Source organism: Streptomyces malaysiensis subsp. malaysiensis, from assembly GCF_040653035.1.
Classification (GTDB): Bacteria; Actinomycetota; Actinomycetes; order Streptomycetales; family Streptomycetaceae; genus Streptomyces; species Streptomyces malaysiensis.
In genome coordinates this window covers 286,610-311,529 of sequence record NZ_JBEZNG010000011.1, presented here as the reverse complement: position 1 = coordinate 311,529, position 24,920 = coordinate 286,610, and the positions used below count along the sequence as shown (strand labels likewise).

The 24,920-nt window shown below is 72.6% G+C and carries 21 protein-coding genes and 2 pseudogenes; 8 read left to right on the top strand and 15 right to left on the bottom strand.

The features are described from left to right. Positions 1-91: 91 nt before the first annotated feature. A complete protein-coding gene (locus tag AB0E24_RS23625; RefSeq protein WP_359379643.1) occupies positions 92-1,345 on the bottom strand; it encodes an MFS transporter in 1,254 nt (417 codons plus the stop codon). Between the two features lie 419 nt (positions 1,346-1,764). Here AB0E24_RS23625 and AB0E24_RS46015 point away from each other — a divergent pair. Further along, positions 1,765-1,986, top strand: a pseudogene (locus AB0E24_RS46015) (hypothetical protein); the annotation flags it as partial. Here the strand turns inward: AB0E24_RS46015 and AB0E24_RS23620 are convergent. Together AB0E24_RS23620 and AB0E24_RS23615 are read right to left on the bottom strand one after the other, a co-directional pair. After that, entirely contained in the window at positions 1,967-2,614 is a 648-nt protein-coding gene (locus AB0E24_RS23620; protein WP_069860384.1) for a response regulator, read from the bottom strand. The pseudogene AB0E24_RS46015 and the gene AB0E24_RS23620 overlap by 20 nt on opposite strands. Next, the gene (locus AB0E24_RS23615) at positions 2,605-3,825 is read right to left on the bottom strand and encodes a sensor histidine kinase (protein ID WP_079259917.1); all 1,221 of its coding nucleotides are present in this window, start codon (positions 3,823-3,825) and stop codon (positions 2,605-2,607) included. Before AB0E24_RS23615 ends, AB0E24_RS23620 begins: the two co-directional genes overlap by 10 nt. 110 nt (positions 3,826-3,935) lie before the next feature. Between AB0E24_RS23615 and AB0E24_RS23610 the strand changes: the two genes are divergently transcribed. Next, entirely contained in the window at positions 3,936-5,543 is a 1,608-nt protein-coding gene (locus AB0E24_RS23610; protein WP_359379639.1) for a serine hydrolase domain-containing protein, read from the top strand. Positions 5,544-5,581: 38 nt separating this feature from the next. Here AB0E24_RS23610 and AB0E24_RS23605 read toward each other — a convergent pair whose 3' ends face one another. Together AB0E24_RS23605 and AB0E24_RS23600 are read right to left on the bottom strand one after the other, a co-directional pair. Beyond that, positions 5,582-5,740 (bottom strand): hypothetical protein, encoded by a 159-nt coding sequence (locus tag AB0E24_RS23605; RefSeq protein WP_020866399.1) that lies wholly within the window; start codon positions 5,738-5,740, stop codon positions 5,582-5,584. Between the two features lie 41 nt (positions 5,741-5,781). Continuing rightward, entirely contained in the window at positions 5,782-6,027 is a 246-nt protein-coding gene (locus AB0E24_RS23600; RefSeq protein ID WP_069860386.1) for a hypothetical protein, read from the bottom strand. A gap of 158 nt (positions 6,028-6,185) precedes the next feature. On the opposite strand from AB0E24_RS23600, the gene AB0E24_RS23595 reads away from it, so the two are divergent. The 3 genes and pseudogenes from AB0E24_RS23595 to AB0E24_RS23585 all read left to right on the top strand — a co-directional run. Next, positions 6,186-7,355, top strand: a complete 1,170-nt coding sequence (locus AB0E24_RS23595; protein ID WP_283882575.1) for a helix-turn-helix domain-containing protein — start codon at positions 6,186-6,188, stop codon at positions 7,353-7,355. Further along, positions 7,279-7,893 carry a TRADD-N-associated membrane domain-containing protein gene (locus tag AB0E24_RS23590; protein ID WP_335755880.1) on the top strand — a complete coding sequence of 205 codons (615 nt, stop codon included), beginning with the start codon at positions 7,279-7,281 and terminating at the stop codon, positions 7,891-7,893. Before AB0E24_RS23595 ends, AB0E24_RS23590 begins: the two co-directional genes overlap by 77 nt. 450 nt (positions 7,894-8,343) lie before the next feature. After that, positions 8,344-8,525 (top strand): annotated as a pseudogene (locus AB0E24_RS23585) (glycosyltransferase); the annotation flags it as partial. 130 nt (positions 8,526-8,655) lie between these two features. Here the strand turns inward: AB0E24_RS23585 and AB0E24_RS23580 are convergent. The 4 genes from AB0E24_RS23580 to AB0E24_RS23565 form a co-directional block, all read right to left on the bottom strand. Further along, positions 8,656-8,925: a dihydrofolate reductase family protein gene (locus AB0E24_RS23580; RefSeq protein WP_383162304.1), complete on the bottom strand. Its 270-nt coding sequence runs from the start codon at positions 8,923-8,925 to the stop codon at positions 8,656-8,658. Positions 8,926-8,976: 51 nt separating this feature from the next. After that, entirely contained in the window at positions 8,977-9,927 is a 951-nt protein-coding gene (locus AB0E24_RS23575) for an HpcH/HpaI aldolase/citrate lyase family protein (protein WP_359379633.1), read from the bottom strand. A gap of 40 nt (positions 9,928-9,967) precedes the next feature. Continuing rightward, on the bottom strand, positions 9,968-11,182 hold the full coding sequence (locus tag AB0E24_RS23570; protein WP_093702905.1) for a CaiB/BaiF CoA transferase family protein: 1,215 nt from the start codon (positions 11,180-11,182) through the stop codon (positions 9,968-9,970). Positions 11,183-11,297: 115 nt separating this feature from the next. Continuing rightward, a complete protein-coding gene (locus AB0E24_RS23565) occupies positions 11,298-12,239 on the bottom strand; it encodes a LysR family transcriptional regulator (RefSeq protein WP_283882565.1) in 942 nt (313 codons plus the stop codon). 144 nt (positions 12,240-12,383) lie between these two features. Between AB0E24_RS23565 and AB0E24_RS23560 the strand changes: the two genes are divergently transcribed. Next, positions 12,384-13,691, top strand: a complete 1,308-nt coding sequence (locus tag AB0E24_RS23560) for a CitMHS family transporter (RefSeq protein ID WP_069860391.1) — start codon at positions 12,384-12,386, stop codon at positions 13,689-13,691. Positions 13,692-13,708: 17 nt separating this feature from the next. Then, positions 13,709-15,808 (top strand): 3-hydroxybutyrate oligomer hydrolase family protein, encoded by a 2,100-nt coding sequence (locus tag AB0E24_RS23555; protein ID WP_359379629.1) that lies wholly within the window; start codon positions 13,709-13,711, stop codon positions 15,806-15,808. Between the two features lie 44 nt (positions 15,809-15,852). Here AB0E24_RS23555 and AB0E24_RS23550 read toward each other — a convergent pair whose 3' ends face one another. From AB0E24_RS23550 to AB0E24_RS23535, 4 genes are all read right to left on the bottom strand, one after another. Then, complete coding sequence (locus tag AB0E24_RS23550) at positions 15,853-16,917, bottom strand: zinc-binding dehydrogenase (protein WP_359379627.1); 1,065 nt, start codon at positions 16,915-16,917, stop codon at positions 15,853-15,855. 85 nt (positions 16,918-17,002) lie between these two features. Further along, complete coding sequence (locus tag AB0E24_RS23545) at positions 17,003-19,408, bottom strand: GH92 family glycosyl hydrolase (RefSeq protein WP_359379624.1); 2,406 nt, start codon at positions 19,406-19,408, stop codon at positions 17,003-17,005. A gap of 166 nt (positions 19,409-19,574) precedes the next feature. Further along, positions 19,575-20,366: an SDR family NAD(P)-dependent oxidoreductase gene (locus tag AB0E24_RS23540; protein WP_099015811.1), complete on the bottom strand. Its 792-nt coding sequence runs from the start codon at positions 20,364-20,366 to the stop codon at positions 19,575-19,577. Positions 20,367-20,573: 207 nt separating this feature from the next. Then, positions 20,574-21,176 carry a TetR/AcrR family transcriptional regulator gene (locus tag AB0E24_RS23535; RefSeq protein WP_100805402.1) on the bottom strand — a complete coding sequence of 201 codons (603 nt, stop codon included), beginning with the start codon at positions 21,174-21,176 and terminating at the stop codon, positions 20,574-20,576. Between the two features lie 94 nt (positions 21,177-21,270). On the opposite strand from AB0E24_RS23535, the gene AB0E24_RS23530 reads away from it, so the two are divergent. Continuing rightward, positions 21,271-22,053 carry an MBL fold metallo-hydrolase gene (locus AB0E24_RS23530; protein ID WP_359379621.1) on the top strand — a complete coding sequence of 261 codons (783 nt, stop codon included), beginning with the start codon at positions 21,271-21,273 and terminating at the stop codon, positions 22,051-22,053. 172 nt (positions 22,054-22,225) lie between these two features. Here the strand turns inward: AB0E24_RS23530 and AB0E24_RS23525 are convergent, their stop codons facing one another. Both AB0E24_RS23525 and AB0E24_RS23520 read right to left on the bottom strand, forming a co-directional pair. Further along, entirely contained in the window at positions 22,226-23,395 is a 1,170-nt protein-coding gene (locus AB0E24_RS23525) for an amidohydrolase family protein (protein ID WP_174883028.1), read from the bottom strand. A gap of 3 nt (positions 23,396-23,398) precedes the next feature. Continuing rightward, positions 23,399-24,757, bottom strand: coding sequence for a type I glutamate--ammonia ligase (locus AB0E24_RS23520; RefSeq protein WP_232637745.1), 1,359 nt, complete (start codon positions 24,755-24,757; stop codon positions 23,399-23,401). Between the last annotated feature and the right edge of the window lie 163 nt (positions 24,758-24,920).

The window sequence follows — 24,920 nt, the reverse complement described above, 5'->3', positions numbered from 1 at the left end:
TCCGCCTTGCGATCGACCGCACCAGACTCCCCCAGCTACCGCTGGGAGGTGCCCCCTGCTCGCGGCCGGGCGCCCCCTTTGACGACAGACCCTAGGGGCGGATGCGCGAGCGGCGGGTTCCGCTGCGGGCAGGAGGGTGGCTGTCCGCTGAGGGGGCGGCGGTCGGCCGTGCACCGTTGAGGAGGACCGCGAGGAACGCGGCCGCCATCAACGCCGACATGGTGGCGAAGCCGGCGGAGAAGGTGGCCACCTGGGCCGCCAGGCCGAGCGTCAGGGAGCCGAGACCGGTGCCGGCGTCGTAGCCGATGTTCCAGGCGACCGACGTCGTGTGCCGGTTTTCCGCGCCCGCACGGTCGAACGCCTGCACCAGCGTGAGGCTCTGGAGCCCTCCGTACGCGGCTCCCAGCAGAAGCAGTCCGGCCGACAGGGCCAGGACGGTGTGGCTGTCCGAGCCGACGGCCAGGGCGATCAGCGCGAGGCCCGCGCTCGCGGTCGCGACGAGGACGGCGGTGATCGGCCGCAGAGCGATCCGGTCGGCCAGCGCCCCGCAGCCCCAGCGGGCCGCCGCGGCGGTGGTGGTGAGGGCGAGCAGGCAGGTGGCGGCGAGCGCCGGGGTGGCGGTGAACTGCGGGGCGAAGGTGAGCACCGCTCCGCCTGAGGCCGTGACCAGGAGCAGCACGGTGAGCGGCAGCAGGATGCGCCGGAGCACCGTGGCCGTGGAATCGGGGCTCCGGACGTGGCCGTCCTGGGGTGAGGGGCTGTGGGTGCGGGCTTCGACGGCGTGGCCGAGGGGTCGTGTCCAGGGCAGTGCGAGGACGGGAAGAACACCGCAGGCGATGATCGCGGGCAGGGCGAACGTGCCCACCAGCCAGGGGGCCGCCGGAGTGAGGATGACCTGGGGCAGGGCGACGGCGAGGCCGTAGAGCCCGATGGCTGCTCCCTGGCGTCCGCGTGGGGCCAGGGCGGCCGCGGCTGTCGAGCCGCAGACGGTGATGATGCCGAAGCCTGCTCCGCGCAGGGCGGTCGTCAGCAGAACGGGCAGCAGATGGTCGCTGAGGGCTTGCAGGGGGGCGGGCAGGCCCAGGAGGAGCGCGCCGAGGGCGAGGGTGCGGGTCCATCCGATCGTGCGCAGCGTCGCCTTGACGCACAGCTGGGCCAGGACGGTGGCGGCCATCAGGACGGCGGTGACGAGTCCGGCGCCGAACTCGTCGGCTCCTCCGTTGACCGCCCATGCCGGGGAGACCGGGAGCAGGAGGGCGAATCCCGAGAAGCAGAACAGCACCACCACCAGCAGGTGCGATATGCCCGGGGACCGTAGGACGGATTCTTTCGCGCGATCAGACATGGACCTCGTTGTCCTTGATCTTCGAGGCGGGTAGGGCGAACAGGAGGTGTGCGGTCAGGCGATCAGCTGGATCAGCGGCCGCCGGAGCCATCGTCGGCATCAGCCTCATCGTGCCCCTCCTCATAGCCACCGCCTTCACCCTCATCTGCATCTTGTTCTCCCCCGCAGAACGACGCCAGCCCGCCGGGAGTGACCCCTCTCGCATCGCCGGGACGCCGAGAACCACGACGCGTGCCCAACAGGGTCCCGACCGGTTGCCCCAAGCCGGCCCGTTCCACATCGTCGCCCGGGGCGAAGCCCCCGCCGCGCCGAGCCGCCGCCGGAACGATCCGTCAGCTCCCCGTCATGGGCGGGCGGTGCGCTCGGTGGTGACCGGCGAGCGTCCGCCGTCTGCGGCGGCCGCGTTCCGGCTCGCGCCCGAGCTGGGCATCGGCGCGGCACACGACGGTCCGGCCCCTACCCTCGACTCCCCGTCTGCCCGCGCTGAAAACGGCCCTGACCCCCGAGACCCGGGCGCGGGCGAGGGCCGTGGCGGCACGATGCGCACCGACGGGACGACGGTGGCCGCGAAGCTGCTCCTCGACCCCGGGGCATCGGACGGTCAGGCGCACGGACAGACGGTCACGCGCGCAGATAGGTGAGCACCGCGAGGACGCGCCGGTGTCCGTGGCCGTCCAGGCGGAGGTCGAGCTTCTGGAGGATGGAGCTGACGTGCTTGTTGACCGCGGCCTCGGTGACATAGAGGTCACGGGCGATCTCGGCATTGGAGCGCCCCTCGGCCATGAGGGAGAGGACTTCACGCTCCCGGGGCGTGAGCCGCCGCAGGGGGTCCTGCCGCCGCCGCAGGAGCTGGCGCACCACCTCGGGGTCCATGACCGTCGCCCCGGCGGCCACTTGCTCGACCGTGCTCGCGAAGTGGGCGACGGCGCTGACCCGGTCCTTGAGCAGATAGCCGATGCCGCTCTCGCTGCCCAAGTCGAGCAGGTGGGTGGCGTAGGACTGCTCGATGTACTGGCTGAGCACCAGAATGGGCAGACCGGCGCGGTGGCCGCGCAGCGCGACCGCGGCGCGGAGGCCGTCGTCGGCGTTGCCCGGGGGCATCCGTACATCGGTGATGACGATGTCGGGGTCGTGCTCATGGGCCGCGGCGATCAGCGCGTCGGCGTCGCCGACGGCCGCCGACACTTGGTGGCCGAAGCGGGTCAGCACGCTGACCAGGCCGTCCCGCAACAGCGGTGAGTCTTCGGCGAGCACGATGTTCAGCGGCATGGGAGCTCCACGCGCAGCAGTGTAGGGCCGCCCACCGGGCTGGATATCCGCAGTCTGCCGTCCGCCGCGGCGACGCGGTCGGCCAGGCCGACGAGACCGGTGCCCGCGGCCGGGTCCGCCCCGCCGACGCCGTCGTCCCGGACCGTCAGCGTCAGGACATCCGCGTCCAGCCGGGCGTGGACCTCGGCCCGGGTGGCCCGGCTGTGCTTGGTGGCGTTGGCCAGGGCCTCGGCGACGACGAAGTACCCCGTGCTCTCCACGGCGGCGGGCAAGCGGTACGGAAGCCGGATGTCGACGGTGACCGGCAGGGCGGAGCGGGTGGTGAGGTTGTCCACGGCCGCGGCGAGGCCATGGTCGGTGAGGGCCTTGGGGTGCACACCCCGGCTGAGTTCACGCAACTCGTTCACGGCGAGGGTGACTTCGCCCTGGGCCAGCGCGAGTTGCCGGGCCGCCGGCGAGCCCGGCTCCGCGTCGAGACCGGCCAGGCCGAGCATGACGTTGATGGAGACCAGCCGCTGCTGGGCGCCGTCGTGCAGGTCCCGCTCGATCCGTCGGCGCTCCGCGTCGAAGGCGTCCACCAGACGCGCCCGGGAGGCCCGGACCTCGGTGAGCTCCCGGCCCAGTTCGCCGTCGCGCGGTGCCAGGATCAGACGGGTCAGCGCGGCACGGGCGCCGGCCCAGGCGGTGATGGTGTACGGCGCCGCGGGCAGCAGGCACGCGCCGATGACCAGCCACGGCCAGGCGCCGGGGTCATCCATCGGCGACGTCATGAGCAGGACGGGCAGGGCGAGGGCGAAGGCCAGGACGAGCAGGTCCATCCACCACAGGGCGGTCATCGACACCGCGGTGAAGCTCAGCTCCCGCCAGGTCGCGGGCTCCCGCAGCCGGGTCTCCAGCCACCCGCGCAGCCCGGGGCGCTCGGGGGCCCGGTGCGGATCCGGCGCCGGGTCCGGGTCCACCAGCCGCAGCCGTCGGCGTTCGATCCGAGTGACGACGATGCCGGACAGCGCCACGGCGAGGAGGAGGACGGCGCCCACCCCCACGATCAGCGACACCAGCCCGACCAGGGCCATGGTCAGCAGCGTGACCATGGCGATCGCGCCGAAGACGACCCCGGACAGCAGATAGGCCAACGCCCGCCAGGGCCAGGCCGAGGCCAGGAACCCCAACGGACGCTGAGCGAGAGCCTGCCAGGCTGTTCGAGAAGGCATCCGCAGAAGATATGCGAGCCGTCCGTCCCCGGTCGGTAGCGCGCGCACTACCTCTGGTCTCGTACGCACACCAATGCGGTGCGCGCCCCGCCCCCGGTGGGATGGGCGCCATGCCGACCCATGGATACAGACGTCTCTTCCACTTGGCGATCGCCCTGCTCATCGCCTCGACGGCGGTGGGCCGCCCGGCGACCGCGCACGCCACCACCCCAACCCACGCCACGCTGAACGCCGCCTCGATCGACGCCTACGTCAACGCCTATATGGAGCGGACCGATCTGCCGGGCGCCGTGGTGGCGGTCACCCGGGACGACCGGGTCGTCCACACGGCCGGATACGGGCACACCGCGGCCGGGAAGGCCATGACCGCGCGGACACCGGTGCCGGTGGCCTCGCTCTCCAAGTCCATGACCGCGCTGGCCGTCATGCGGCTGGTCGAGGCGGGCCGGGTCGACCTGGACACACCGGCCCATCGCTATCTGCCCGAGTTCACGATGGCCGACCGGCGGGCCGAGAAGATCACCGTACGGCAGCTGCTGAACCAGACATCGGGCATGGCCGACTCCGCCTACCCCGACCTCACCCGGCCCCAGCCACACACGCTCACCGAGGCGGTCGCGGGCATGCGCGGCGCCCGGCTCGCCGCGCGGCCGGGCACCGAGTGGAACTACCACAACCCCAACTACTTCGTCGCCGCCCGGCTGGTCGAGGTCGTCAGCGGGCGGCCCTTCGCTGACTACCTGGCCACCCAGGTCTTCCGGCCGCTGGGCATGACCCACACCGAGTCGGTCAACACCACCGATGACATGCCCGATCGCGCCCGGGGCTACGTCCGTGCCTACGGCATGCTCTTCCCGCGCACCCACCCCCGCTGGTTCGCGGCCGGCGGCCACGGCGTCGTCACCACGGCGGACGACCTCTCCCGGTGGCTGATCGCCCAGAACAACCAGGGCGTGTCCGCGGCGGGGCGGCGCGTCGTCTCGGCCCGGAGCGTCGACGTCATGCACACCCCGCCGCAGGGCCGCGAGTACGCGATGGGCTGGTCCCTGAGCCCGTCCGGGGAGGAGCCCCGGCAGATCCGGCACACCGGGGAACTCCTGACCCACAACGCCATCCAGACGCTGCTGCCCGACAGCCGGACCGGCATCGCGATCGTGGCCAACACCGGCATGATCTCCGGGGACGACGCCGCCGTCATGCTCGACGGGCTGGTCGACCTGGCCCAGGGCAAGTCGCCGGCGGTGCGCACTCCGTTCACGATGAAGGCCGACTACGTCCTCGCGGCGCTGACCCTGTCGGCGATCGTCCTGGGCGTGCTCGGGGCCGTTCGGGCACGCCGCTGGGCACGGCGCACCGCGGACCGGCCGCTGTGGCGAGTGGGCCTGCGCATGCTGCCCTGTGCCGTCCCCATGGTCCTCTTCGCCCAACTCACCGAGCTGGTAGGACTGTTGATGAACCGCGAGGGCACCCTGGCCCAGCTCGGCTACATCTGGCCCGCCCTCGTGATCTGCTCGGCCACGGCCGCCCTGGCCGCCACCGTGGTGATCGCCGCACGGTCGCTCGCCGTGCTCCGGGCTCGGAGGAGCCGTCACGGAGAAGAGGGAGATCGCTGCCACGCCAGCGATGGCGAGGATAAGGAGGACTGCGCCGTCCACCGATCCCTACCTTCCCTGTCATGGGTCGGATCGGGCGCGCAGGCAGCCTCAAGGCGCAACTGAGCCCCACCCCAAATGTGACCGGGGTGAGGCTCAGGCGCTCAGGCGGAGTCCGGTTTTCCCAGGAGGAGTTCGTCACCGGCGGGAAAGCGCGCCGCGCCCCCTTCCTCCCAGATGACCACGACGGCTAACCCGCCCATCGGCCCTTGGGCGGTCGATGCCTCCTTGACCGTGCGCCACTCGCCGTCGTAGCCGATCACGTCACCCGGGCCGATCAGGGCAGCGCACTTGGTGGGCAGGCTTAACCGTTCTTGTCGTCGGTCGGCCTGATGCGGTCCAAAGGGGCTTCCCACTCAAAGCCACCTCCCCTCGGCCGCATGTACGCCGTTTGGCTGAAAAGTTTTCCGGTGCCCTTGACTCGCTCCTCGATCACGCCTTGCAGCTCGCCCGTCTGACCGGTCTCGGCGTCTTCGACGAGTGTGCCTTTTGGATATGGCAGATCGCCGTGGCTGAGCACCGTCGGCGGCTTCTGTTCTGTCTGTGTCATGATCCCTCGTCCCACTTGGGCATATGTAGCTCACACAAGAGAACTGCCGCTTTGCAAAGGGAACTTGCACACCTCTTGCACAAGGCGCAAGCGCGTGAGTGCTGAGAGTGAGACGATGGATCAGAGATAACGCCAGTCGAGTGGGGAAGACGCACACCATGAGCGTGACCAAGATTCCCGGGCCAGGTGCGAATGTGGCCGTTTGCCGCAAGGTGCGCGGCTTCAGTCAGGTTGCCCTTGCCCGACGTGCGGGCGTGTCGGTTTCGCTGCTCAGCAAGATTGAGGTGGGCGACCGCGCGCTGACCCAGGGCATTGCCGCCGCTCTCGCTCAGGCAATGGGGCTGACGCTGGATGAGCTGCTGGGCACGGCCCCTGTCGAGCGCACCGACGAGAAGAGCCTCGCTGCCCTCAATTACGCCATTCGGCGGTTCGACATTCCCGACACGCCGCCGTCACACCCTGAGGACCTTCCTCGAGAACTGGCCGAACTGAACGAGCACCGGTACCGGACCGAGTTGTCGGCGGTGTTGCAGAAGCTCCCGGGCGTGCTGGCCGACGCGACGAACTACGCGCACGCCACCCAGTCGCCCGATGCCTGGACCCGTGTCGCCGACACATACTCGGTGGTCTACTGGCTGGCCGCCCGACACCGCTGGATGCACCTCGCCGAGCTGGCCGTCATGAAACAGCGGCTGGCCGCCGAGCGTGCGCACCCCATCGCGGCCACGGTGGCCGCCCGGGACGAGGCCGGAGCCTTCCTGAACTCCGGAGACTTCGCGGGCGGGTTGGCGATTGTGGACCGTGCCGTTGTTGAGGCCGAGTCGACCTTGCGAGGCCATGACCGCGCCTATGGCCTGGGCATCCTGCACCTGCGCGGGCTGACGCTGGCCGGTCGGATCAAGGACAAGGCAACCGCCCAACGGCACATCGCGGCAGCGTGGCAGGTGGCCGAGGAGTTCCCTGAGGACGTCGAAGACCATGGCATCCACTTCGGGCCCGAGAACACCGCTGTGCATGCCATTTCGACGGCCTCTGACATGGAGGACTACCGCGAGTCTCTCAATACGGCGGATGACCTGATCCGGGGCGGGGTGACGCTTCCGGCCACGCGCGTTGGCCCGCTGCACATGAATATCAGCCGGGCAAAGCTCGCCCTGGGGGACCGTGACGGGGCTCTCGAATCGCTCGAAGCGGCTTGGGATGTCGCCCCGGAGATGGCCCGTGTCCATCCGACCAGCCAAGAGCTGATGCGTGTGCTCACGTCGCTGCACCGACGCAGCAACCCGAGGCTTACGCGGCTGGCCAAGCGCGCTGGCGTGCCCTTCTGAGGTCAGCCGTGGAAGTGTCAATAGCGGGCGTGTTTATCAGGCTTCTCGCGGTCTAAGCCTTCCCGAACGGCGACAGAAGTTCCATTTCGACTTCCTGAACCACACGCTGAAGCAGGCAGAGTGGACGTTCCGCCTGAGCGTGTTGTTCATGACCGGCGGCTCCCTAATCATCCTTGCGGGGGGAGTGCTGGCGCTGGTTCACGCCGGTAACCCTGACCTCAGCTACCTGCCGTTGGTGACGAGCCTGACGGGTGCATTGATCACGATCGGCGGTGGTGCGCTGGCGCTCCACTCGAAGCGGACCATGGCCAATCTGACGAAGGCGGCCGAGGACAACGAGAAGAAGATCGACATCGATCACAAGCTCGAAATCGCGACAACGTTCATCGACCGGGTTGCAGACTCGAAGCAGAGGGACGATCTCAACTCTGCTGCTGCCATGAAAGCACTCAGCATGGACGCGGCCCCGGAAATGATGGTCAACCGGCTGCTTCCGGAGCAGCCTAAGGAGATAGAGCCGGGCGGTTCGACGAACTGAAGGCCCGGGACTGCGCCTTTGGGGGCTCGTGCTGGCGGGTACGGCCGGACGCCCCGGGCGGGTACGAGAGTCCGCCGGAGACCCCACGGGAGACCCGGGCGATGTATGCCCGTGCCCGCTGGCCGGAGCGCCGGATTGCCGGGCGTCATGTTGAGGCCCCGGGGGCTCGCCGGCCTTACTTCCTGTGATCGGCCTCAATACTTCTCGTGGCAGCCGCGGAGAGGGTCGGCGGCCCCTACACACCTTGCGCCATACGCAAATTGTGTAGCGCTCGACCTGCGTGCTCTCCTGGAAGTAGCCAGGTGGCACAGCCCTCGGCCAGGGTCCCACTTCGGCGGTGCGGCCCCAGGTTCCCCGCCGTGTTCGGCACCCGACGCAATGCCGACGACGGGAACCCCTGCACGCACATTCAGCCCTGACGCGTTGCGCCAGATCCGGCGCGAGCGTGGTGTGCACGACGGTCCGGCACCGACCCTCGACTCCCTGTTGGCCGCGCTGAAGACGGCCCTGACCCCGAGACCCGGGCCCGGGCGAGGTCCGTGGCGGGCAGGATGCGCACCGACGGGACGACGGTGGCCGCGAAGCTGCTCCTCGACCCGGGGCATCGGACGGTCAGGCGCGCAGGTAGGTGAGCACCGCGATGGATGCGCCGGTGACCGTGGCCGTCCAGACGGAGGTCGAGCTTCCACGACCGCCCTGGCCTCCCCCGTGATGATCACAGCGCGGTCGCTCGCCGTGCTCCTGACTCGGCGGAGCCGCGTTCTACCCTTCGAGGGGCCGATAGGTGGCGATGATGACGCCGGTGGCCGTCGGGGTCGCGTTGGCGAGACCGAACGCGATGGGACCGAAGCCGTCGGCGAACAGACGGCGCCCGGCGCCCAGGACGAGCGGGTGGACGCAGAGCAGGTATTCGTCAATGAGGCCCAGCGGGGAAAGTGACTGGATCAGCGCGCCGCTGCCCATGATGTGCAGGTCGTCGCCGGGGTCCGCTTGAGCTCGGCGACCGCCGCGGGGATGTCGCCGCTGAGCAATCTCATCGGCTACGGCCGGCCTGAGGGTCTGGGGGTGCAGGGGCGGCGCCCCTCAGTCCCCAGCCTGGCGGGCCAGGGTTTCGCGGGCCGTCGCCGCCATCGCCTCGTCCACCATGCGCCCTTCGAAGCGCACCGCGCCCGCGCCCTCCGCCTGTGCCCGTTCCACCGCCGCGATCAGCCGACGGCAGCGGGCCAGCTCCTCCGCGTCCGGCGAGAACACCTCGTTGACCACCGGCACATGGGACGGGTGGATCACGGCCATCCCCTCGTACCCCAGCGCACGGTTCTGCTCGGCGAAGCGCCGTAGTCCCGCGAGGTCCGCCACATCCGCCCACAGCCCGGCCACCGGATGGGGGCGGTCCGCGGCGCGGGCGTCGAGCAGTACCCGGGCCCGTAGCTCGCGGGTCTCCTCGCCCTCCGGGCTCCAGCGGTAGCCGACCGCCCGTTCCACGTCCCCGCCCGGGGCGGCCACCGCGCCCAGGTGGGCGATCCGGGCGGCGGCCCGGCCGATGGCGTACGCCTCGCGCAGCCCGCGTGCCGTCTCCAGCAGCGGCAGCAGGGCGAAATGCCCCTCGGGCAGGCCGTGTTCGCGCTCGCACCAGGCCAGCAGCCGGTCGGCGGTGGTCACGTCCTCGGGGCCGCTCACCTTGGGCAGCACGATGCCGTAGAGCCCGGGTCGGGCGACCGCCCGCAGCTCGTCGGCGCCCTGCCAGCCCGCCGCGCGGTCCAGCGCGTTGATCCGTACGAGCAGCCGCATCGGGCCGGGGGGCGTCCCGGCGGCCCGGTCGACGGCCGCGGCCACGGCCTCGCACGCCGCCGCCTTGCCGTCCTCCGGGACGGCGTCCTCCAGGTCGAGGATGGCCGCGTCGGCGCCCGCCGCCTCCGCCTTGGGCAGCCAGCCGGTGCGGCTGCCGGGTACGAAGAGCAGGGAGCGCAGGGGGACGCGGTGCGCGGTCACGTCGGTCACTTCGGTCCCGCCGGTCACTTCGGTCGCGCCGGTCACGTCGGCCGCCCCCGTCACACCGTCGGATGACCCGGATGACTCAGATGACACCTTCTGCCTCCAGCTTCGCCAGCCGTCCGCCGTCGATGCCCAGCCACTCCCCGTAGACCAGCGCGTTGTCCGCGCCGAGCGCGGGGCCGGTCCGCCACACCGCGCCGGGGGAGCGGTGGAAGCGCGGGATCACCGACTGCATCCGCACCGGGCCGAGGTCGGGGTCGTCCACCGTGATGATGTCCTCGCGTTCGGCGTAGACCGGGTCGGCGACGATGTCGGCGGCGGTGAACACCCGCGAGGCCACCACCTCGGCCCGCTCGAACGCCGCCAGGCACTCGGCCGCCGGGCGCGCCGCCACCCACTCCCGCAGCGCCGCGTCGAGCCGCTCGCGCCCCGCGTGCTGCTGCTCCACGGTCGTGAACTCCTCGTCGGGCAGGCCCAGCAGCCGCACCACATTGCGCACCGACCGGGTGGTGGCGGAGGTGACGGTGAGCCAGTCGCCGTCGGCGCTGCGGTAGGTGTTGATGACGGCGGCGGGGGCGACGGCCAGCTGGTTGCCCGCCCGCCCGGGGGCCGTACCGAGCTGGTCGTACGCGATGATCTGCCATTCCACCAGGCGGTACAGCGGCTCGAACAGCGCCAGGTCGATCCACTCGCCGTCGAAGGAGTCCGGATCGGTGTCCCGGCGGTGCAGTGCGGCCAGGACCGCGAACGCGCCCATCAGCCCGGTGACCGCGTCCCCGTGCGAGAAGCCGGTGTGCACGGGCGGGCCTTCGGGGAAGCCGGTCAGATGGACCACCCCGCTGCGGGCCTCGCCCATCTTTCCGAAGCCGGGGGCGTCGGCCCGCGAGGAGGTGGCGCCGAAACCGGAGATCTGGAGCAGGATCGCGGTGGGGTTGAGCGCGTGGACGGCCTCCCAGTCCAGGCCCCAGGCGCGCAGCCGGCCCGCCCGGAGTGTCACGATCACCACATCGGCCCAGGCGATCAGCTCCCGGGCGACCTCCCTGCCCTCCTCGTGGTGCAGATCCAGGGTCACCGAGCGCTTGTTGCGGCCCGCCACCTTGAACCACAGCGGTACGCCGTCGCGCCGCGGGCCCATCGCCCGCGCCGCGTCACCGGAACCCGGCGGCTCCACGTGGACGACGTCCGCGCCCTGGTCGGCGAGCATCCCCCCGGCGAGGGGGCCCGCCACCACATGCGCGAACTCCACCACCTTCAACCCCGTGAGCTGTCCCTGCCCTGTGCTGGTCTGGTCCTCCATGCGGCCAGGCTGCGGGGCGGGGAGTATGCGCGTCCAGCAATGAAGGGGGATCAATTCATGCGGATCTCGCAAGGATCGCCGGACCCCGCATGAGCCGGGGCGGTGCACCCGGGTCTCACCGGTCCTCGCCCGCCTCCTCCCACACCACCCCCGCCGGCAACGCGTCCGCCGCGGAGCGGAACTCCTCCAGCTGCTCCAGGAAGCGGCGCGCCCCCGGCGGAAGCGTGCGGCGCGTCGGCAGGACGACGTACAGCCGGCGCTCGACCACCGGCCCCACCAGCGGACGCCGCACCAGCCGGCCCGGCCCCACCAGCGGATGGACCAGGGCGGGCAGCGCGGAGACGCCGAGCCCGGCCGCCACGAGACCGCCCACCGTGGCCACGTTCGACGCCTCGGCCGCCGGGTTCGCCTCCATTCCGGCCTGGGCGAAGGCCGCGTCGGTCATCCGGCGCACGCTGGAGTCGGTGCCCACCGCGAGGAACGGCTCCCGGCCCAGCTCCTCCCAGGTCACCTCCGCCTGCCCGGCCAGCGGATGGTGTTCCGGGAGCACCGCGTCGAAGCGGTCCCGCACCAGCGGCCGCAGCGTGATGCCCGGGGCGCGCCGGGCCACCGTGCTGACCGCGAAGTCGGCGTCCCCGTCGACCACCCGGTCCAGCACCGAGCGCTCCAGCCCGTCCAGCAGCCGTACGGTCATCTCCGGGCGCCGTGCGCGGAAGGCGGAGATCACCGGCGGCAGCAGCACGGCCGCGACCGAGGGCAGGGTCGCCAGGGCCACCGCACCGCGCTCACCGGCGCCGTAGCGCCCCAGCTGGGCCAGGCCCGCGCGGTGTGCGGAGAGGATCTGGTCGGCGATGCGCAGCGCCTCGGCGCCCGCCGGGGTGAGCCGCACATTGCGGGTGTCCCGCTCCAGCAGCCGCATCCCCAGCGTCCGTTCCAGATCGGCGACCGCACGGCTCAGCGACGACTGGGACACATGCAGTTCGGCGGCGGCCGCGGTGAAGCTCACGGCGCGTGCGACCGCGGCGTACGCGGTCAGCTGGCGCAGGGTGACGTCCATGGGCCGTGAGCGTAGGCGCGGCGGCCGGGCAGGGGAACTGTTGCGCGAAACGCATGGATAGATCTGTGTTCGATGCTGGACGCGGATCTTTCCCCGCTCGGAAACTCTTCGGCAGCACCCGACCGGACGAGGAAGCGAGCGGCCATGCTGGCAGCACTGGGGTTCTGCACGATCGGCGGCTTTCTGCTGCTCACCATGACCAAACGGGTCTCGGTGCTGGTGGCCCTCGTCCTCACGCCCGTGGCCACCGCGGTCATCGGCGGATACGGCGACGACTTGGGTCCGATGGCGCTCGACGGGTTGTCCAAGGTCGCCCCGACCGGCATCATGATCGCCTTCGCGGTGCTCTACTTCAGCCTGATGATCGACGCGGGCCTCTTCGAGCCGCTGATCCGCGGCATTCTGCGCGCCACCAGGAACGACCCGGTACGGATCACGGTCGGCACCGCCGTTCTGACCGTATGCGTCGGGCTCGACGGCGACGGCGCCTCCACCTTCCTCATCACCATCTCCGCGCTGCTCCCCGTCTACCAGCGGCTGGGGATGAGCCGGTTGGTGCTCGCCGGGGTGGTCGGCCTGGGCGCGGGCGTGATGAACATGATCCCGTGGGGCGGGCCGACGGCCCGCGCCGCGGCGGCCCTGAAGATCGACACCTCCGACATCATCACACCGCTGCTGCCCGCCCTCGCCGCCGGTATCGCCTGGGTGCTGCTCGCCGCGTATCTCATCGGACGCCGTGAGCGGCGGCGGCTCGGCGCGCTCGAGCCCGCGCCACCGGCCGAGGTGGCGGTCGGGGACGGCCCCGGCACACCCCGGGTCGCCACCCGCGCCGGTGTCGCGCTCACCGTCTTCAATGTGGTGCTCACCGTGGCCCTGCTGGTCTGCCTGGTGCTGGAGGCCATGCCGCTGCCCGTGCTCTTCGTCTTCGCCTTCGTCCTCGCGCTGCTGGTCAACCACCCCCGCTGGGAGGACCAGCAGGAGCTGCTGGAGAGGCACGGCAGGAGCGTGGTGCTCGTCATCACCATGATCTTCGCGGCCGGGGTGTTCACCGGCATCCTCGGCGGCACCGGGATGATCGGGAAGATGGCCGAGGCGCTGGTCGACATCATCCCCGACGGCCTCGGCGGCCATCTTCCGGTACTCGTGGCCGTCACCAGCATGCCGCTGAGCCTCGTCCTCACCCCGGACGCCTACTACTTCGGGGTGCTGCCGGTGCTCGCCGGGACCGCCGACGCCTTCGGCACCGACCACGCCGAGATCGCCCGCGCCGCCGTCCTCGGCCAGATGACCACGGGCTTCCCGCTGAGCCCGCTCACCGCCGCGACCTTCATCCTCCTGAGCATGAGCGGCGTACAGCTCGGGGAGCACCAGCGCTTCATCTTCCGCTGGGCCTTCGGGACGACGCTCGTGATGACCGCCGCCGCCCTCGCGACGGGCGCCCTGCCGCTCTGACCCGGAAGGAACCGCCCATGCCATCCGCCGGCCGCCTGCCCGCCGTGTCCCTGCCCCTGGCCCTCGCCCTCACCGCGGCCCTCGTCTCCCCGCTCGCCCACGCCGTCGACCGCACCCCGTCCGCCCGCTCGGCGCTTCCCTCGTTCATCAGCGAGCTGACCGAGCGGCGGTACGACGGGCGGAGCGACGATCTGCTCACCGCCGGGCTCGGCTTCGCGGGGCTGCGCGGGCCCATGCCACGGGCCGCCGACCCCGACCGGCCCACCGCCGCCGAACTGCGCCGCCAGGCCGTCTGGGCCTCCGCCGGGCTGTCCGCCGGATCCGGTGGCGGCCTCGGGAGGCTCTACGGACCCGATGTGGACCGGGGCCGCCCCGTGCCCGGCGACGGGAAGGTCGCGGGGGTGGAGTACCGGGCCGTGGCGGGCAGCGGCGCCCACAGCGTGAGTTTCGTCGTCCAGGTCCCGGACGGCTTCGACCGCGCCCGGCCGTGTGTCATCGCCGCGCCTGCCACCGGGCTCGGCGGGGTCTACAGCATGGTCGGCACCGCCGGGGCCTGGGGTCTGCACCACCGCTGCGCGGTCGCCTACACCGACAAGGGGATGGGCCCGGCCTTCGACGATCCGCACTCGGGCACCGTCATGGGCTATGACGGAACGACCGGTCCGCGCGCCCGACTCCACGGCCGCACCGCCTTCGACGCCGGGCTGAGCGACGCCGAGCGCGCCCGCTTCGACGCGGAGCACCCGTACCGCGTCGCCTACAAGATGGCCCATTCGGGGATGAACCCGCAGGCCACCTGGGGGCGCGATGTGCTGCGTTCGATACGGCTCGCCCTCGCCGTGCTGAACCGCGACTGGCGCGCCGGAGCCCCCGGCGGCGGCTACACCCCGGCCTCCACCACGGTCCTGGCCACCGGTGTCTCCAACGGCGGGGGCGCGGCCGTCGCCGCGGGCGAGGACGACCGCGGCGGGCTCGTCGACGCGGTCGTGGCCTCCGAACCGCAGCTGAACCTGGCCCCGCTGAACGGCGTCCGGGTCCGCCAGGGCGGCCGGGCCGTGCCCGCCGCGGGGCTGCCGCTGATCCGCTACAACGCGTTGGCCTCGCTGCTCCAGCCGTGCGCCGCGCTCACCGAGCCCACCGCACCCGGCTACGCCACGCTGGACGTGCCCGCCGCCCGCCGCCGCTGCGCCGCCCTCGTCGGGGACGACCCCCGGCTGATCCCGCGCCGGGATGCCGAACGGGCGGGTCCGGACGGGCTGCCGCGCCTCGCCCAGGAGGCCCTGGTGCGCGCCGGATTCCAGCCCCGGTCGGGGTATCTCCAGGTCTCGCACTACGACCCGCAGACGCCCGCCTCCTACGCGATGAGCCTCGCCCGCGCCTCGGTCGCCGACGGGCTGTGCGGGTACGGCTGGGCCCGCACCGACTCCTCCGGTTCCCCCGCGCCGTACCGCACGGCGGAGCTGGCCGGGGCCTTCGGCACCAGCTCCGGCCGGGCGCCCGTCCCCGGCGTGCTGATCGACGAGAACTCACCCGGCGGGCCCGTGGCCGACGCCCGCTCCGTCGGACCCGGCGGTGAGCACGACTACAACCTGCGGGGAGAGCGTTGCGTCTACCGGCTCGCCTTCCCCCTGCCCGGGGCGCCGAGCGCCGAGCGGGACTGGGCCGGGCGGCTCGCCGAGGGCCTGGACGAGACCCGGCGCGACGGCGATCTGCACGGCAAGCCGGCGCTGATCGTGCAGGGCCGCGACGACACCAGGGTGCCGGTCAACCACAGCTCGCGGCCGTATCTGGGGCTCACCTCGCGCGCGGGCCACGGGCCGGGCACCGTCAGCTACGCCGAGATCACCCACGCCCACCACAGCGACTCCCAGGCCGCCGGGTTCGACAACCGGTACGTCCCGCTCGGCTACTACTACCAGCAGGCCCTGGACCTGATGTGGGAGCGACTCCAAGGGCGGGCCGAACTGCCGCCCAGCCAGGTCGTGCGCACGGTCCCGCGCGGCGGTGAGCCGGGGCACGCCCCCGAGCTGACCCCGGCCAATGTGCCCCCCATCGCGTCCGACCCGGCGGCGACGGACCGGATCCGGGTGACCGGCGGGACGGTGCGGGTGCCGTAGGAACCGCGCGGGGACGGTTCGTCAGCTCCCGGTCACCGGCGGGGTCAGCTCCCCGTCACGGGTGGGCGGTGCGGTTCGATGACCGTGACCCCGCCCCTGGCCCCCGACGCCATCGTGGACAGCGCCTCGGGCACCGCGTCGAGCCCGATGACATCGGTGACCAGCAGATCCGGCCGCAGCGAACCGGCCTCGACCATCGCCATCATCGGGGCGTAGTCATGGGCGGCCATGCCGTGGCTGCCCAGCAGGCGCAACTCCAGCGCGATGACCCGGTCCATCGGGATCATCGGCGTCCCGGCGGCCGGCGGCAGCAGCCCGACCTGGACATGGCGGCCGTGGCGGCGCAGGCTCTTGATGGACGCCGCGCAGGTCCGCGGGGAGCCCAGGGCGTCCAGCGAGACATGGGCGCCGCCGCCCGTCGCGTCCGCGACCGCCTCCGCCACCGAGCCCAGGGTGGAGCCCACATCCACGCACACCGCCGCGCCGAACCGGGCCGCGAGCGCCAGCGCCCGCGGTGAGATGTCCACCGCCACCACCCGCGCCCCGGCCGCGGCGGCGATCATCACCGCGGACAGCCCCACTCCGCCGCAGCCGTGCACCGCGACCCACTCGCCCGGGGCGACCTGGCCCTGGGCGACGACCGCGCGGAAGGCGGTGGCGAAGCGGCAGCCCAGACCGGCGGCCGTGGTGAACGACAGCTCGTTGCGTATGCCGACCAGATTCACATCGGCGTTCTCGATCGCCACGTACTCGGCGAACGAGCCCCAGTGGGTGAACCCCGGCTGGGTCTGCCGCTCGCACACCTGCTGGGCGCCTTCCGCGCAGGCGGCACAGCGCCCGCAGGCGCACACGAACGGCACGGTGACCCGCTGCCCCGGGCGCCAGTTGACGACGTCGGGGCCGACCTCCTCGATCACCCCCGCCAGTTCATGGCCGGGGACGTGCGGCAGCCGGATGTCCGGGTCGTGACCCATCCAGCCGTGCCAGTCGCTGCGGCACAGCCCGGTGGCCTCGACGCGGATCACCGCGCCGTGCGCGGCGGGAGCGGGGTCCTCGACACCACGGACCTCGGGCCGCCGTCCGAAGTCGTCGAACACCACAGCACGCATGGACACCCGCTCCCTCGCTCGACCACACCCCCCATGGCCCGTGTGTCCAGGCGGGCCATAGAACCTACACCACAACCGGCCGGTTTCAGCCCCTGTGCGAGGCGCCCACCGACGGCGGTTCCGCGCCCGGTCCGGTGCCCCAGGACGACGGTTCGGTGGACAGCCGGTGGGCCAGCTTTCCGCCGTGGGCCACCTGGTCCCAGTCCAGCCAGGTCCGCGCCACGTTCCGGCCGTCCAGCGAGACGCTCCGCACATACCGCTTGGCGTCGCTCGCACCCGGTGCGGTGACCGTCAGCGTGCCGCCCTGCCGGAGGCCGTACCGCCCGACGCGGACCACGGCCGAGGCGAACTGCGGGCTGGACAGGGCGAGGAAGTCCCCGCCGCTCATCGTCGGGTACAGCCCCAGCGAGGAGAAGACGTACCAGGCCGACATCGTGCCGAGGTCGTCATTGCCGGTCATCCCGTCCGGCCCGGTGGTGAACAGCGTCATCGCCGCCCGCACCACGGTCGCCGCCTTCGCGGGCGCGCCCGCCCACAGATACATGTACGGGGCGTGCAGATCGGGCTCGTTGTTGGGGTTGTAGGTGGGCTTGCCGTAGTAGTCGTACGGGGCGGAGATCCAGTCCTGGCGGGCCGTGCCCGCCGGGTCGGTGAGCAGCTTGCCGTAGGCGAAGAAGTCGTCCAGCCGCTTCTCGGTCGCGCTCCTGCCGCCCATCAGCCCCACCAGACCGGCCGGGTCCTGCGGCACCAGCCACTGGTACTGATAGGCGCCGCCCTCGTGGAACTGCCGGCCCGCCTCCACCGGGTCGTACGGGGTCACCCACGCGCCGTCGGCCGTACGCGGCCGGAACTGCCCGATCGACGGGTCCCACAGCGTCCGGTACGCCTGGCCGCGCTCGGCGAACGTCCGGGCGTCGGCGCGGTGTCCGAGCCCGCGCGCCATCAGGGCGAGCGCGGCGTCCGCCGCAGAGTACTCCAGGGTGGCCGAGGCGGGGTGGACGCAGTCGTTGTCACCGCCCTTGTCGGCGCAGTCGGTGCCGAGTTCCAGCCCCGAGGGTACGTAGCCGAGTTCCCGGTAATAGTCCACTCCGGAGCGGCCGTTGTAGGGCGAGTCGGCGGGTGGGGTGCTGGTCGCGTTCTTCTTCAGCAGCGCGTACGCCTCGTCCTCGTGCCCGGCCAGCAGCCCCTTGGACCACGCCTCGACGAGGAAGGGGGTCACCGGGTCCCCCGTCATGATGTTGGTCTCGCTGTTGGCCAGCGCCCAGCGGGGCAGCCAGCCGCCGTCCCGGCCGATGCCCACGACCGACAGCGCGACATCGCGGGCCACCCCCGGCTCCAGCAGCTCCAGCAGCTGGTTCTGCGGCCGGTAGGTGTCCCACAGCGAGAAGTTCTGGTACGGGGTGTAGCCGGAGGCGGTGTGGACCGCGCCGTCGAAACCGGTGTAGCGGCCGTCCACGTCGCCCGCCACATTGGGGTGCAGCTGGGCGTGGTACAGCGCGGTGTAGAAGGCGCTCCGCCGCTCCTCGGTGCCGCCGCCGACCCGGATCGCGTCGAGCTTCTTCCGCCAGGTGTCGTGCAGCGCGGCGCGGGTGGCGTCGAAGTCGTACGAATCCCCGGTCTCCGCCGCGAGGTTCTTGGCCGCGCCCTCGGGACCGGTGTACGACAGCCCGACCTTGACCACGACGTCCCGGTCCCGCGTGGCGTCGAAGGTGGCCCAGGCGCCGTTGCCGCCCTCTCCGGCCGCCTCGCGGGAGCCGGGGGACGAAGTCGTGCCGCGCCAGGTGCCGTAGGAGGCGAAGGGGCGGTCGAAGGTGGCGGTGAAGTAGACGGTGTGCCGGTCCTTTCCGGCGCAGAAGTTCCCGGCCTCCACCCGGCCCTCGACGGTCCGGTCCCCGACCACGCGGATCTCCGAGCCGAAGACCTTCTGATTGGCCTTGCCGGTGTTGAACAGCACATTGGCCGCGCCGGTGGCCGGGAAGGTGTAGCGCTGCCAGCCGGTGCGCCGGGTCGCGGTCAGCTCGGCGTCGATGCCGTAGGTCTTCAGGCCCACCCGGTAGTAGCCCGGGGTGGCCTCCTCGTCGTCATGGCTGAAGGTGGAGCGGTAGTGCTCCGGGTCGACGTCGCCGACCGCGCCGGTCGTCGGCATGATGGGCAGCTCGCCCGCCACCCCGCAGCCCACTCCGGACAGATGGGTCTGGCTGAAGCCGTGGATGGCGTTCTGGTCGTAGTCGTAGCCGCCCTGGCCGCCGGTGTCCGGGCTGACCTGGACCATGCCGAACGGGGCGCTCGCCCCGGGGAAGGTGTTGCCGAAGTTCTCGGTGCCCACGAACGGATGGACCAGCGAGGTGGCGTCGGCCGGCGGGGGCGCGGCCGGGGGCGCGGCCGCCGCGCCCGGCGGTCCCAGCAGACCGGCGCCCAGCAGCGCGGCCGTCAGCACGCCCGCGACCGTGCCCGCCGTGCGGGCTCGGATTCCACCGATCAGCGACCGCATAGGACGCACCTCCGTATGACAACGTTGTCCGGCCAGGGTCGCGAAAAATTTGGCATGGGGACCGGGCGGTGTCAATGTCCCTGGCGCGGACGGGTGGTCGCCGAGGCCAACCGGACCGCCGTCCGTGCCGGGGACATCGGCACCGCCCGCGCACAGGGCGGTGGATTCAGCGCTTGTCGCGCTGCCCCTCGGCGAGCTGACGGGACGCCTCGCCGGCGCCCGCACCCCGCTGGGCCCGCTCGGCGAGGGCCGGGAACAGCCCGCCGATGGCGGTGCCCAGCCGCAACTCCAGCGGGGCCACGTTGACCTCGGCCCGGTTCCGCTCGATGGCCCGGATGGTCGCGGCGGCCACCCGCCGGCTGGAGATCGTCCGGACCCCGGTGGGGAGGGATGTGCCCGCGTCGGCGAACATCCCGGCGTCGCCCACGAATCCGGGCTGCACCAGCGAGACCCCCACCCCCGTGCCGTACAGGTCCTGCCGCAGCCCGAGGGCGAAACCGCGCAGCCCGAACTTCGCCGCGTTGTAGAGCGCGGCGCCGGGGGAGGCCGTACGGCCCGACAGCGAGCCGATCATCACCAGATGACCGGACCCCGACTCCACCATGTGCGGCGCCATCAGCCGGGACAGCAGCATCGGGGCGCGCAGATTGACATCGAGGGCGCGGTCCAGCTCCTCGGGCCGGTAGTCCAGGACCGGGCCGCTGGAGGGCAGCGCGGCGTTGGCGATGAGGATCCGGGCGTCCGACGCCTCCTCGACGAGGCGCTCCACATCGGACCGTTCGGCCAGATCGGCGACGATCGCTCGGCCGCCGAGCCGGTCCGCCAGCGGGCGCAGCACCTCCTCGCGGCGCCCGGTGAGCAGCAGCTTGGCGCCCTTGGCCGCGAGCGCGCGGGCCAGTGTCCGCCCGATGCCGCCGGTGGCCCCGGTGAGCAGGACGGTCGTGCCGCCGATCCGCATGCGATCTCCTCCGGTTACGGTCGAGTACGTTCCGGGCACGGTACTGCGGACGCGCTCCGCGCCGGGCATGGACCCCGGTCCGCCACCGACGCGCGCGGCGCCTCGGCCCGGACGTCACCCGCGTCCGGTATCGGCCGCCCCGCGTCGGCGGCCGTCTCCGGCGCGCGTGTCGGCGGCCCGTCGGCTGCCGGGCCGGGGTGGGTCGCGTCAGGGCTGGGCCAGGGCCCGTTCGATCGCGCGGCGGGCCCGGCCCGCGGCGGCCCGGTCGTGCTGGAGCTGCATGGCCGCGTTCAGTGCCAGACCGGCGGCGATGATCTCGAACAGCGCCTGGTCGATGTCGAATCCGGCGGGCAGTTCGCCGTTCTCCACCGCGGCGGTCAGGTCCGCCCGCAGCTGTTCCCGCCAGCGCGACCACACCTCGGCCACCGCGTCGCGGACCCGGCCCGGGCGGCCGTCGTATTCGGTGAGTGCCGCGGTCATCAGGCAGCCGCCGGGCAGCAGTGGCGCTTCCAGGTAGCCCACGGAGTTGGCGCACACCGCGCGCAGCCGCCGCAGGCCCGGCGGCTCGGTCAGGGTGGGCTCGACCACCCGGTGCCAGAAGTCCACGAACGCCTTGTCCAGCGTGGAGATCTGGAGCGTCTCCTTGGTGCCGAAGTGCTTGTGCACCCCGGACTTGCTCATCTCCAGTTCCTCGGCGAGCCGGCCGATGGTGATGCCGTCCAGCCCTTCTTCGGAGGCGATCTCGGCGGCGCGGCCGAGGATCCGGCCCCTGGTGGCCTGCGCTTCGGCCGCTGAGCGTCGTGGTGACATACGGCAAGGATAGCGTACGCGCGTTCGCTATTGATTTAGCGAACGCGCGTACGCTAAGTTTCGCGTGGCAATCACCGGAACGAAGGAGTGCGAGATGCGGGTGCGACGACTGGGCTGGGCCGGAGTGGAGATCGAGGCGGGCGGCAGGCGACTGGTGGTCGACTACGTCCGGGATCTCTCACCGCTGTTCACAGGGTGGAAGCCCGGTGAGGGGCTGGCGGAGCCGAGCGGGAAGGCCACCGCCGCACTGGTCACCCACCTGCACCGGGACCACACCGACGCGTCCGCGCTCGCGGACGCGCTGACGCCGGGGGCGCCGGTGCTGCGACCGGCGCCCGGCCACGGCGACGACGTGGACAACGTGACGACGCTGCCGGCCGAGCGCGAACTGGCCCTGCACCGGCTGGCCGCCGAGGTCGTGGATGCCTGGTCCACCCGCGAATTCGGGCCGTTCCGCGTCACCGCGGTGCCCTCCGTCGACGGGCTCGGCGACCCGCAGCTGAACTGGGTGGTGCAGGCCGACGGGCAGCGGGTCTTCCACGGCGGCGACACGATGTTCCACGGCTACTGGTGGCTCATCGCGCGCCGGTTCAGCCCGTTCGACGCGGTGTTCCTGCCCGCCAACGGCGCGGTGGTCGACGCACCGCACCTTCAGCCGCCGAGCCCGCTGCCCGCCGCGTTGGACCCGCGGCAGGCCGCCGCGGCCGCGGAGATCCTCGACGCCCGGTACGCGGTGCCGATCCACTACGAGCCGGAGCAGCCGGACAAGATCGCGGGCTATGTCGAGGTCTCCGACCCGGAGAAGGAGTTCCGCACGCACGCCGGACGGCGCGCACATGTGCTGGCCGTCGGGGAATGGCTGGACCTGGCCACCTGACCGGAAACTCCGCCGTGCCAACGGGCTCGGGCGGCGACAGCCGCCTCATCCGGCATGAACCCCGGCCGCCGCGACGCCCACTCCGCCCCCGTACCCGCGCGGGGCGGCGGCCCGTCGCCGTCCGGACCACGGGCGGGGCGGACCGTTCCGGTGCGGTGGGAACCGCGGGCGGCTACCCCGCGCGGGGGGCCGGGGTGCCCAGGCCGTAGACGCGGCGGGCGTTGTCCGCGCCCAGCAGCGCCGCCACCCGGCGGGCGTCGCGGCGCGACCAGGCGCCCTCCGCCACCCAGTGGGTCAGCAGCCCGGTCAGCGCCTCCCGGAAGAGCCGCGCCCCCACCACATACAGTTCGGGCAGACCGTAGGCGTCGGTCGAGAAGAGCACCTTGCCGAACGGGGCCAGCTCCAGCATCTCCGCGAGCACGGCCCCGGCCCGTGCCCCGGTGTGCGACAGGGCCAACCCCACATCGGCGTACACATGCGGGAAGACGGCGGCCAGATAGGCGGCGCCGCGGTGGTACGGATAGCCGTGCAGCAGGATCAGGGTGCAGCCCGTGGGGCGCACGGCCCGGACGAAGTCGGTGAGGGCGAGCGGATCGCAGCGGTCCAGCCGCAGATCGGGGTCGCCGAAGCCGGTGTGCAGCTGGAGCGGCAGCCCGGTGTACGCCGCCGACCACAGCAGATGGCGCAGCAGTACGGGGTCGGTGACCCGGGCGGCGGCGGTGCCGCCCTGGCCGCGCCGGGCGAGCCAGCGTTCGGCGGCGGTGTGGACGGCGCCGGGGCCCGGCGGATCGGGTTCGAAGTCCAGTCCGTAGCGGTAGGCGGCCACCGATTTGAACCCGGCCGCCGTACGGGCCGCCTCCCGGATCCCGTCCGCCACCCCGGTCAGGAAGTCGTCGGCGGTCAGCGAGGTGTCGGCGATCCGCTCGGCCAACTGCTCCAGCCGGACGATCTCATGGGCGGTGCCGCCCGCCGCGAGGGCCAGCTCCTGGGGGGTGGTCAGATTGCCCGGCAGCCCGGTGTCCACCAGGAACTCGCTGATCCCGGTGGCGCTCAGCAGCCGCCGGGCCACCTCCCGGGCGCCCAGCTCGCGCCGCCGGGCGAGGTAGTGGGCGGGCGGGCAGTGCGGTTCGAGGCCCAGCAGCGGCGGACACCAGCGGCGCACCGCGAACCCCAGCTGGCTGTCGAAGAAGGTGGTGCCGAGCGCGGCGGGCGCGTCGGATTCGGTCAGGAACGCCTCGAACGCCGCCGAGCCCAGCTCGGAGCGGACCACCCCATGGCAGTGGTGGTCCACCAGGGGCGGCAGCGGCGGCTCGGTCGGATCCGTCTGCTCGGCGGCCTCCATCGGTCAGTACCGCCTCCGGGTCGCGATGGCGATCTCACGCGGGGACGACTTCTCGAACAGGGCGGCCTCCGCCCGGCGCACCGCGGCGATGGACTCGAAGAGCGGATCGCCCAGCGCCTCGCGCAGCACCGTCGAGTCCTCGAAGTGCTCGAGCGCCGTCAGCAGCGAGGTGGGCAGCCGCCGCTCGCGCCCCTCGACCGCGGGGTCCCCGGAGACGGGCGGCGGCAGGGAGAGCCCGGCGTCCAGCCCGCCGAGGCCCGCGGCGATGACCGCGCCCGCCACCAGATAGGGGTTGGCCGCCGGGTCGAAGGACTTGATCTCGGCGTTGGCGGCCCCCGCGTCGTCCGGTGCGCCGGTGATGAAGCGCACCGCGGCCTCGCGGTTCTCCAGACCCCAGCACTGGTACGCCCCGGCCCAGCGGGAGGGTTCGAGCCGGAGGTAGCTCGCGGGGGAGGGGGCGCCGATGGCGAGCAGGGCGGGCAGTTCGCGCAGCACCCCGGCGAGGAACGCCTCGGCCGTCGCGGTCATGGCGTGCGGTCCGTCGCCGTCCCGGCACAGATTGCGGTCCCCCTGCCACAGGCTCAGATGGAGATGGGCGCCGTTGCCGACCCCGCCCGGGTCCACCACCGGGCCGAACATCGGGTTGAGCCCGGCGCGCCCGGAGCACGCCCGGATCGTCTCCCGCACCAGCACGGCGAGGTCGGCGGCGGCCACCGGATCGGTGGGCGCCAGGGACACCTCGAACTGGCCGGGGGAGTACTCCGGATGGAGCTGGTGCACCTCGGTGTGCTGTGCGTCCAGCGCGCCGAGCAGATCGGCGAGATAGTCGGCGAGGTCGACCAGGCGCGCCATGCCGTAGGCGGGGCCGGTGGTGGGGTAGCGCGGCGGGTCCTGGTCCGGGTCGCCCGTGGTGACGACCCATTCGGTCTCGAACCCCATGCGCACGGCCAGCCCCCGCTCCCGTGCCCGCTCGGCCATCCGCCGGGCGAACAGCCGCTGGCAGACGGGGTGCGCCCGGCCCTCCTGGTCGTACCGGTCGACCGGGGCCCAGGCCCAGCCGGGCTGTGCGGCCAGTGGGGTGAGCCGCTCCAGGTCGGGGAGGAGCCGCAGATCCCCGTCGGGGCCGCCGACATGGCGGCTGGTGGTCATGGAGTCGTCCACGAGATAGACGTCGAAGACGGGGGACATCCCGACCCCGCGCCGCGCGGCCTGGGGCAGCCGCGCGGTGGGCACGGACTTCACCCGGGTCAGACCCGCGTTGTCCACCCAGGTCAGCGCGATGCCCTGGATTCCGTTCGCGGTGAGCCGCTCGGCCTCCTGCCGCGCCCGTGCGTATGCCTGCTCGCGATCCCCGGTCCCCATGGGTGCCTCCTCAGCCACGGCTTGTACGCCGAGACTATTGCCTGAGGACGGACTTGTGGTGACGCATTGTCCCGATCGCATACGGGGTGTGACGGTGGCTTATGCCGGTCGGAGGTTGACACGGGTGGCCGGGGCGTCGAGAGGTCGGCCCGGCCGTGGAGGG

Excerpts from the sequence above, each read along its gene's own strand:
- AB0E24_RS23560 (WP_069860391.1), top strand. The coding sequence starts at position 12,384 with ATGCTGGCAGCACTGGGGTTCTGCACGATCGGCGGCTTTCTGCTGCTC.
- AB0E24_RS23550 (WP_359379627.1), bottom strand. The coding sequence starts at position 16,917 with ATGCGTGCTGTGGTGTTCGACGACTTCGGACGGCGGCCCGAGGTCCGT.
- AB0E24_RS23615 (WP_079259917.1), bottom strand. The coding sequence starts at position 3,825 with ATGCCTTCTCGAACAGCCTGGCAGGCTCTCGCTCAGCGTCCGTTGGGG.
- AB0E24_RS23565 (WP_283882565.1), bottom strand. The coding sequence starts at position 12,239 with ATGGACGTCACCCTGCGCCAGCTGACCGCGTACGCCGCGGTCGCACGC.
- AB0E24_RS23530 (WP_359379621.1), top strand. The coding sequence starts at position 21,271 with ATGCGGGTGCGACGACTGGGCTGGGCCGGAGTGGAGATCGAGGCGGGC.
- AB0E24_RS23545 (WP_359379624.1), bottom strand. The coding sequence starts at position 19,408 with ATGCGGTCGCTGATCGGTGGAATCCGAGCCCGCACGGCGGGCACGGTC.
- AB0E24_RS23600 (WP_069860386.1), bottom strand. The coding sequence starts at position 6,027 with ATGACACAGACAGAACAGAAGCCGCCGACGGTGCTCAGCCACGGCGAT.
- AB0E24_RS23525 (WP_174883028.1), bottom strand. The coding sequence starts at position 23,395 with ATGGAGGCCGCCGAGCAGACGGATCCGACCGAGCCGCCGCTGCCGCCC.
- AB0E24_RS23595 (WP_283882575.1), top strand. The coding sequence starts at position 6,186 with ATGAGCGTGACCAAGATTCCCGGGCCAGGTGCGAATGTGGCCGTTTGC.
- AB0E24_RS23610 (WP_359379639.1), top strand. The coding sequence starts at position 3,936 with ATGCCGACCCATGGATACAGACGTCTCTTCCACTTGGCGATCGCCCTG.
- AB0E24_RS23535 (WP_100805402.1), bottom strand. The coding sequence starts at position 21,176 with ATGTCACCACGACGCTCAGCGGCCGAAGCGCAGGCCACCAGGGGCCGG.
- AB0E24_RS23555 (WP_359379629.1), top strand. The coding sequence starts at position 13,709 with ATGCCATCCGCCGGCCGCCTGCCCGCCGTGTCCCTGCCCCTGGCCCTC.
- AB0E24_RS23540 (WP_099015811.1), bottom strand. The coding sequence starts at position 20,366 with ATGCGGATCGGCGGCACGACCGTCCTGCTCACCGGGGCCACCGGCGGC.
- AB0E24_RS23520 (WP_232637745.1), bottom strand. The coding sequence starts at position 24,757 with ATGGGGACCGGGGATCGCGAGCAGGCATACGCACGGGCGCGGCAGGAG.
- AB0E24_RS23620 (WP_069860384.1), bottom strand. The coding sequence starts at position 2,614 with ATGCCGCTGAACATCGTGCTCGCCGAAGACTCACCGCTGTTGCGGGAC.
- AB0E24_RS23625 (WP_359379643.1), bottom strand. The coding sequence starts at position 1,345 with ATGTCTGATCGCGCGAAAGAATCCGTCCTACGGTCCCCGGGCATATCG.
- AB0E24_RS23570 (WP_093702905.1), bottom strand. The coding sequence starts at position 11,182 with ATGGAGGACCAGACCAGCACAGGGCAGGGACAGCTCACGGGGTTGAAG.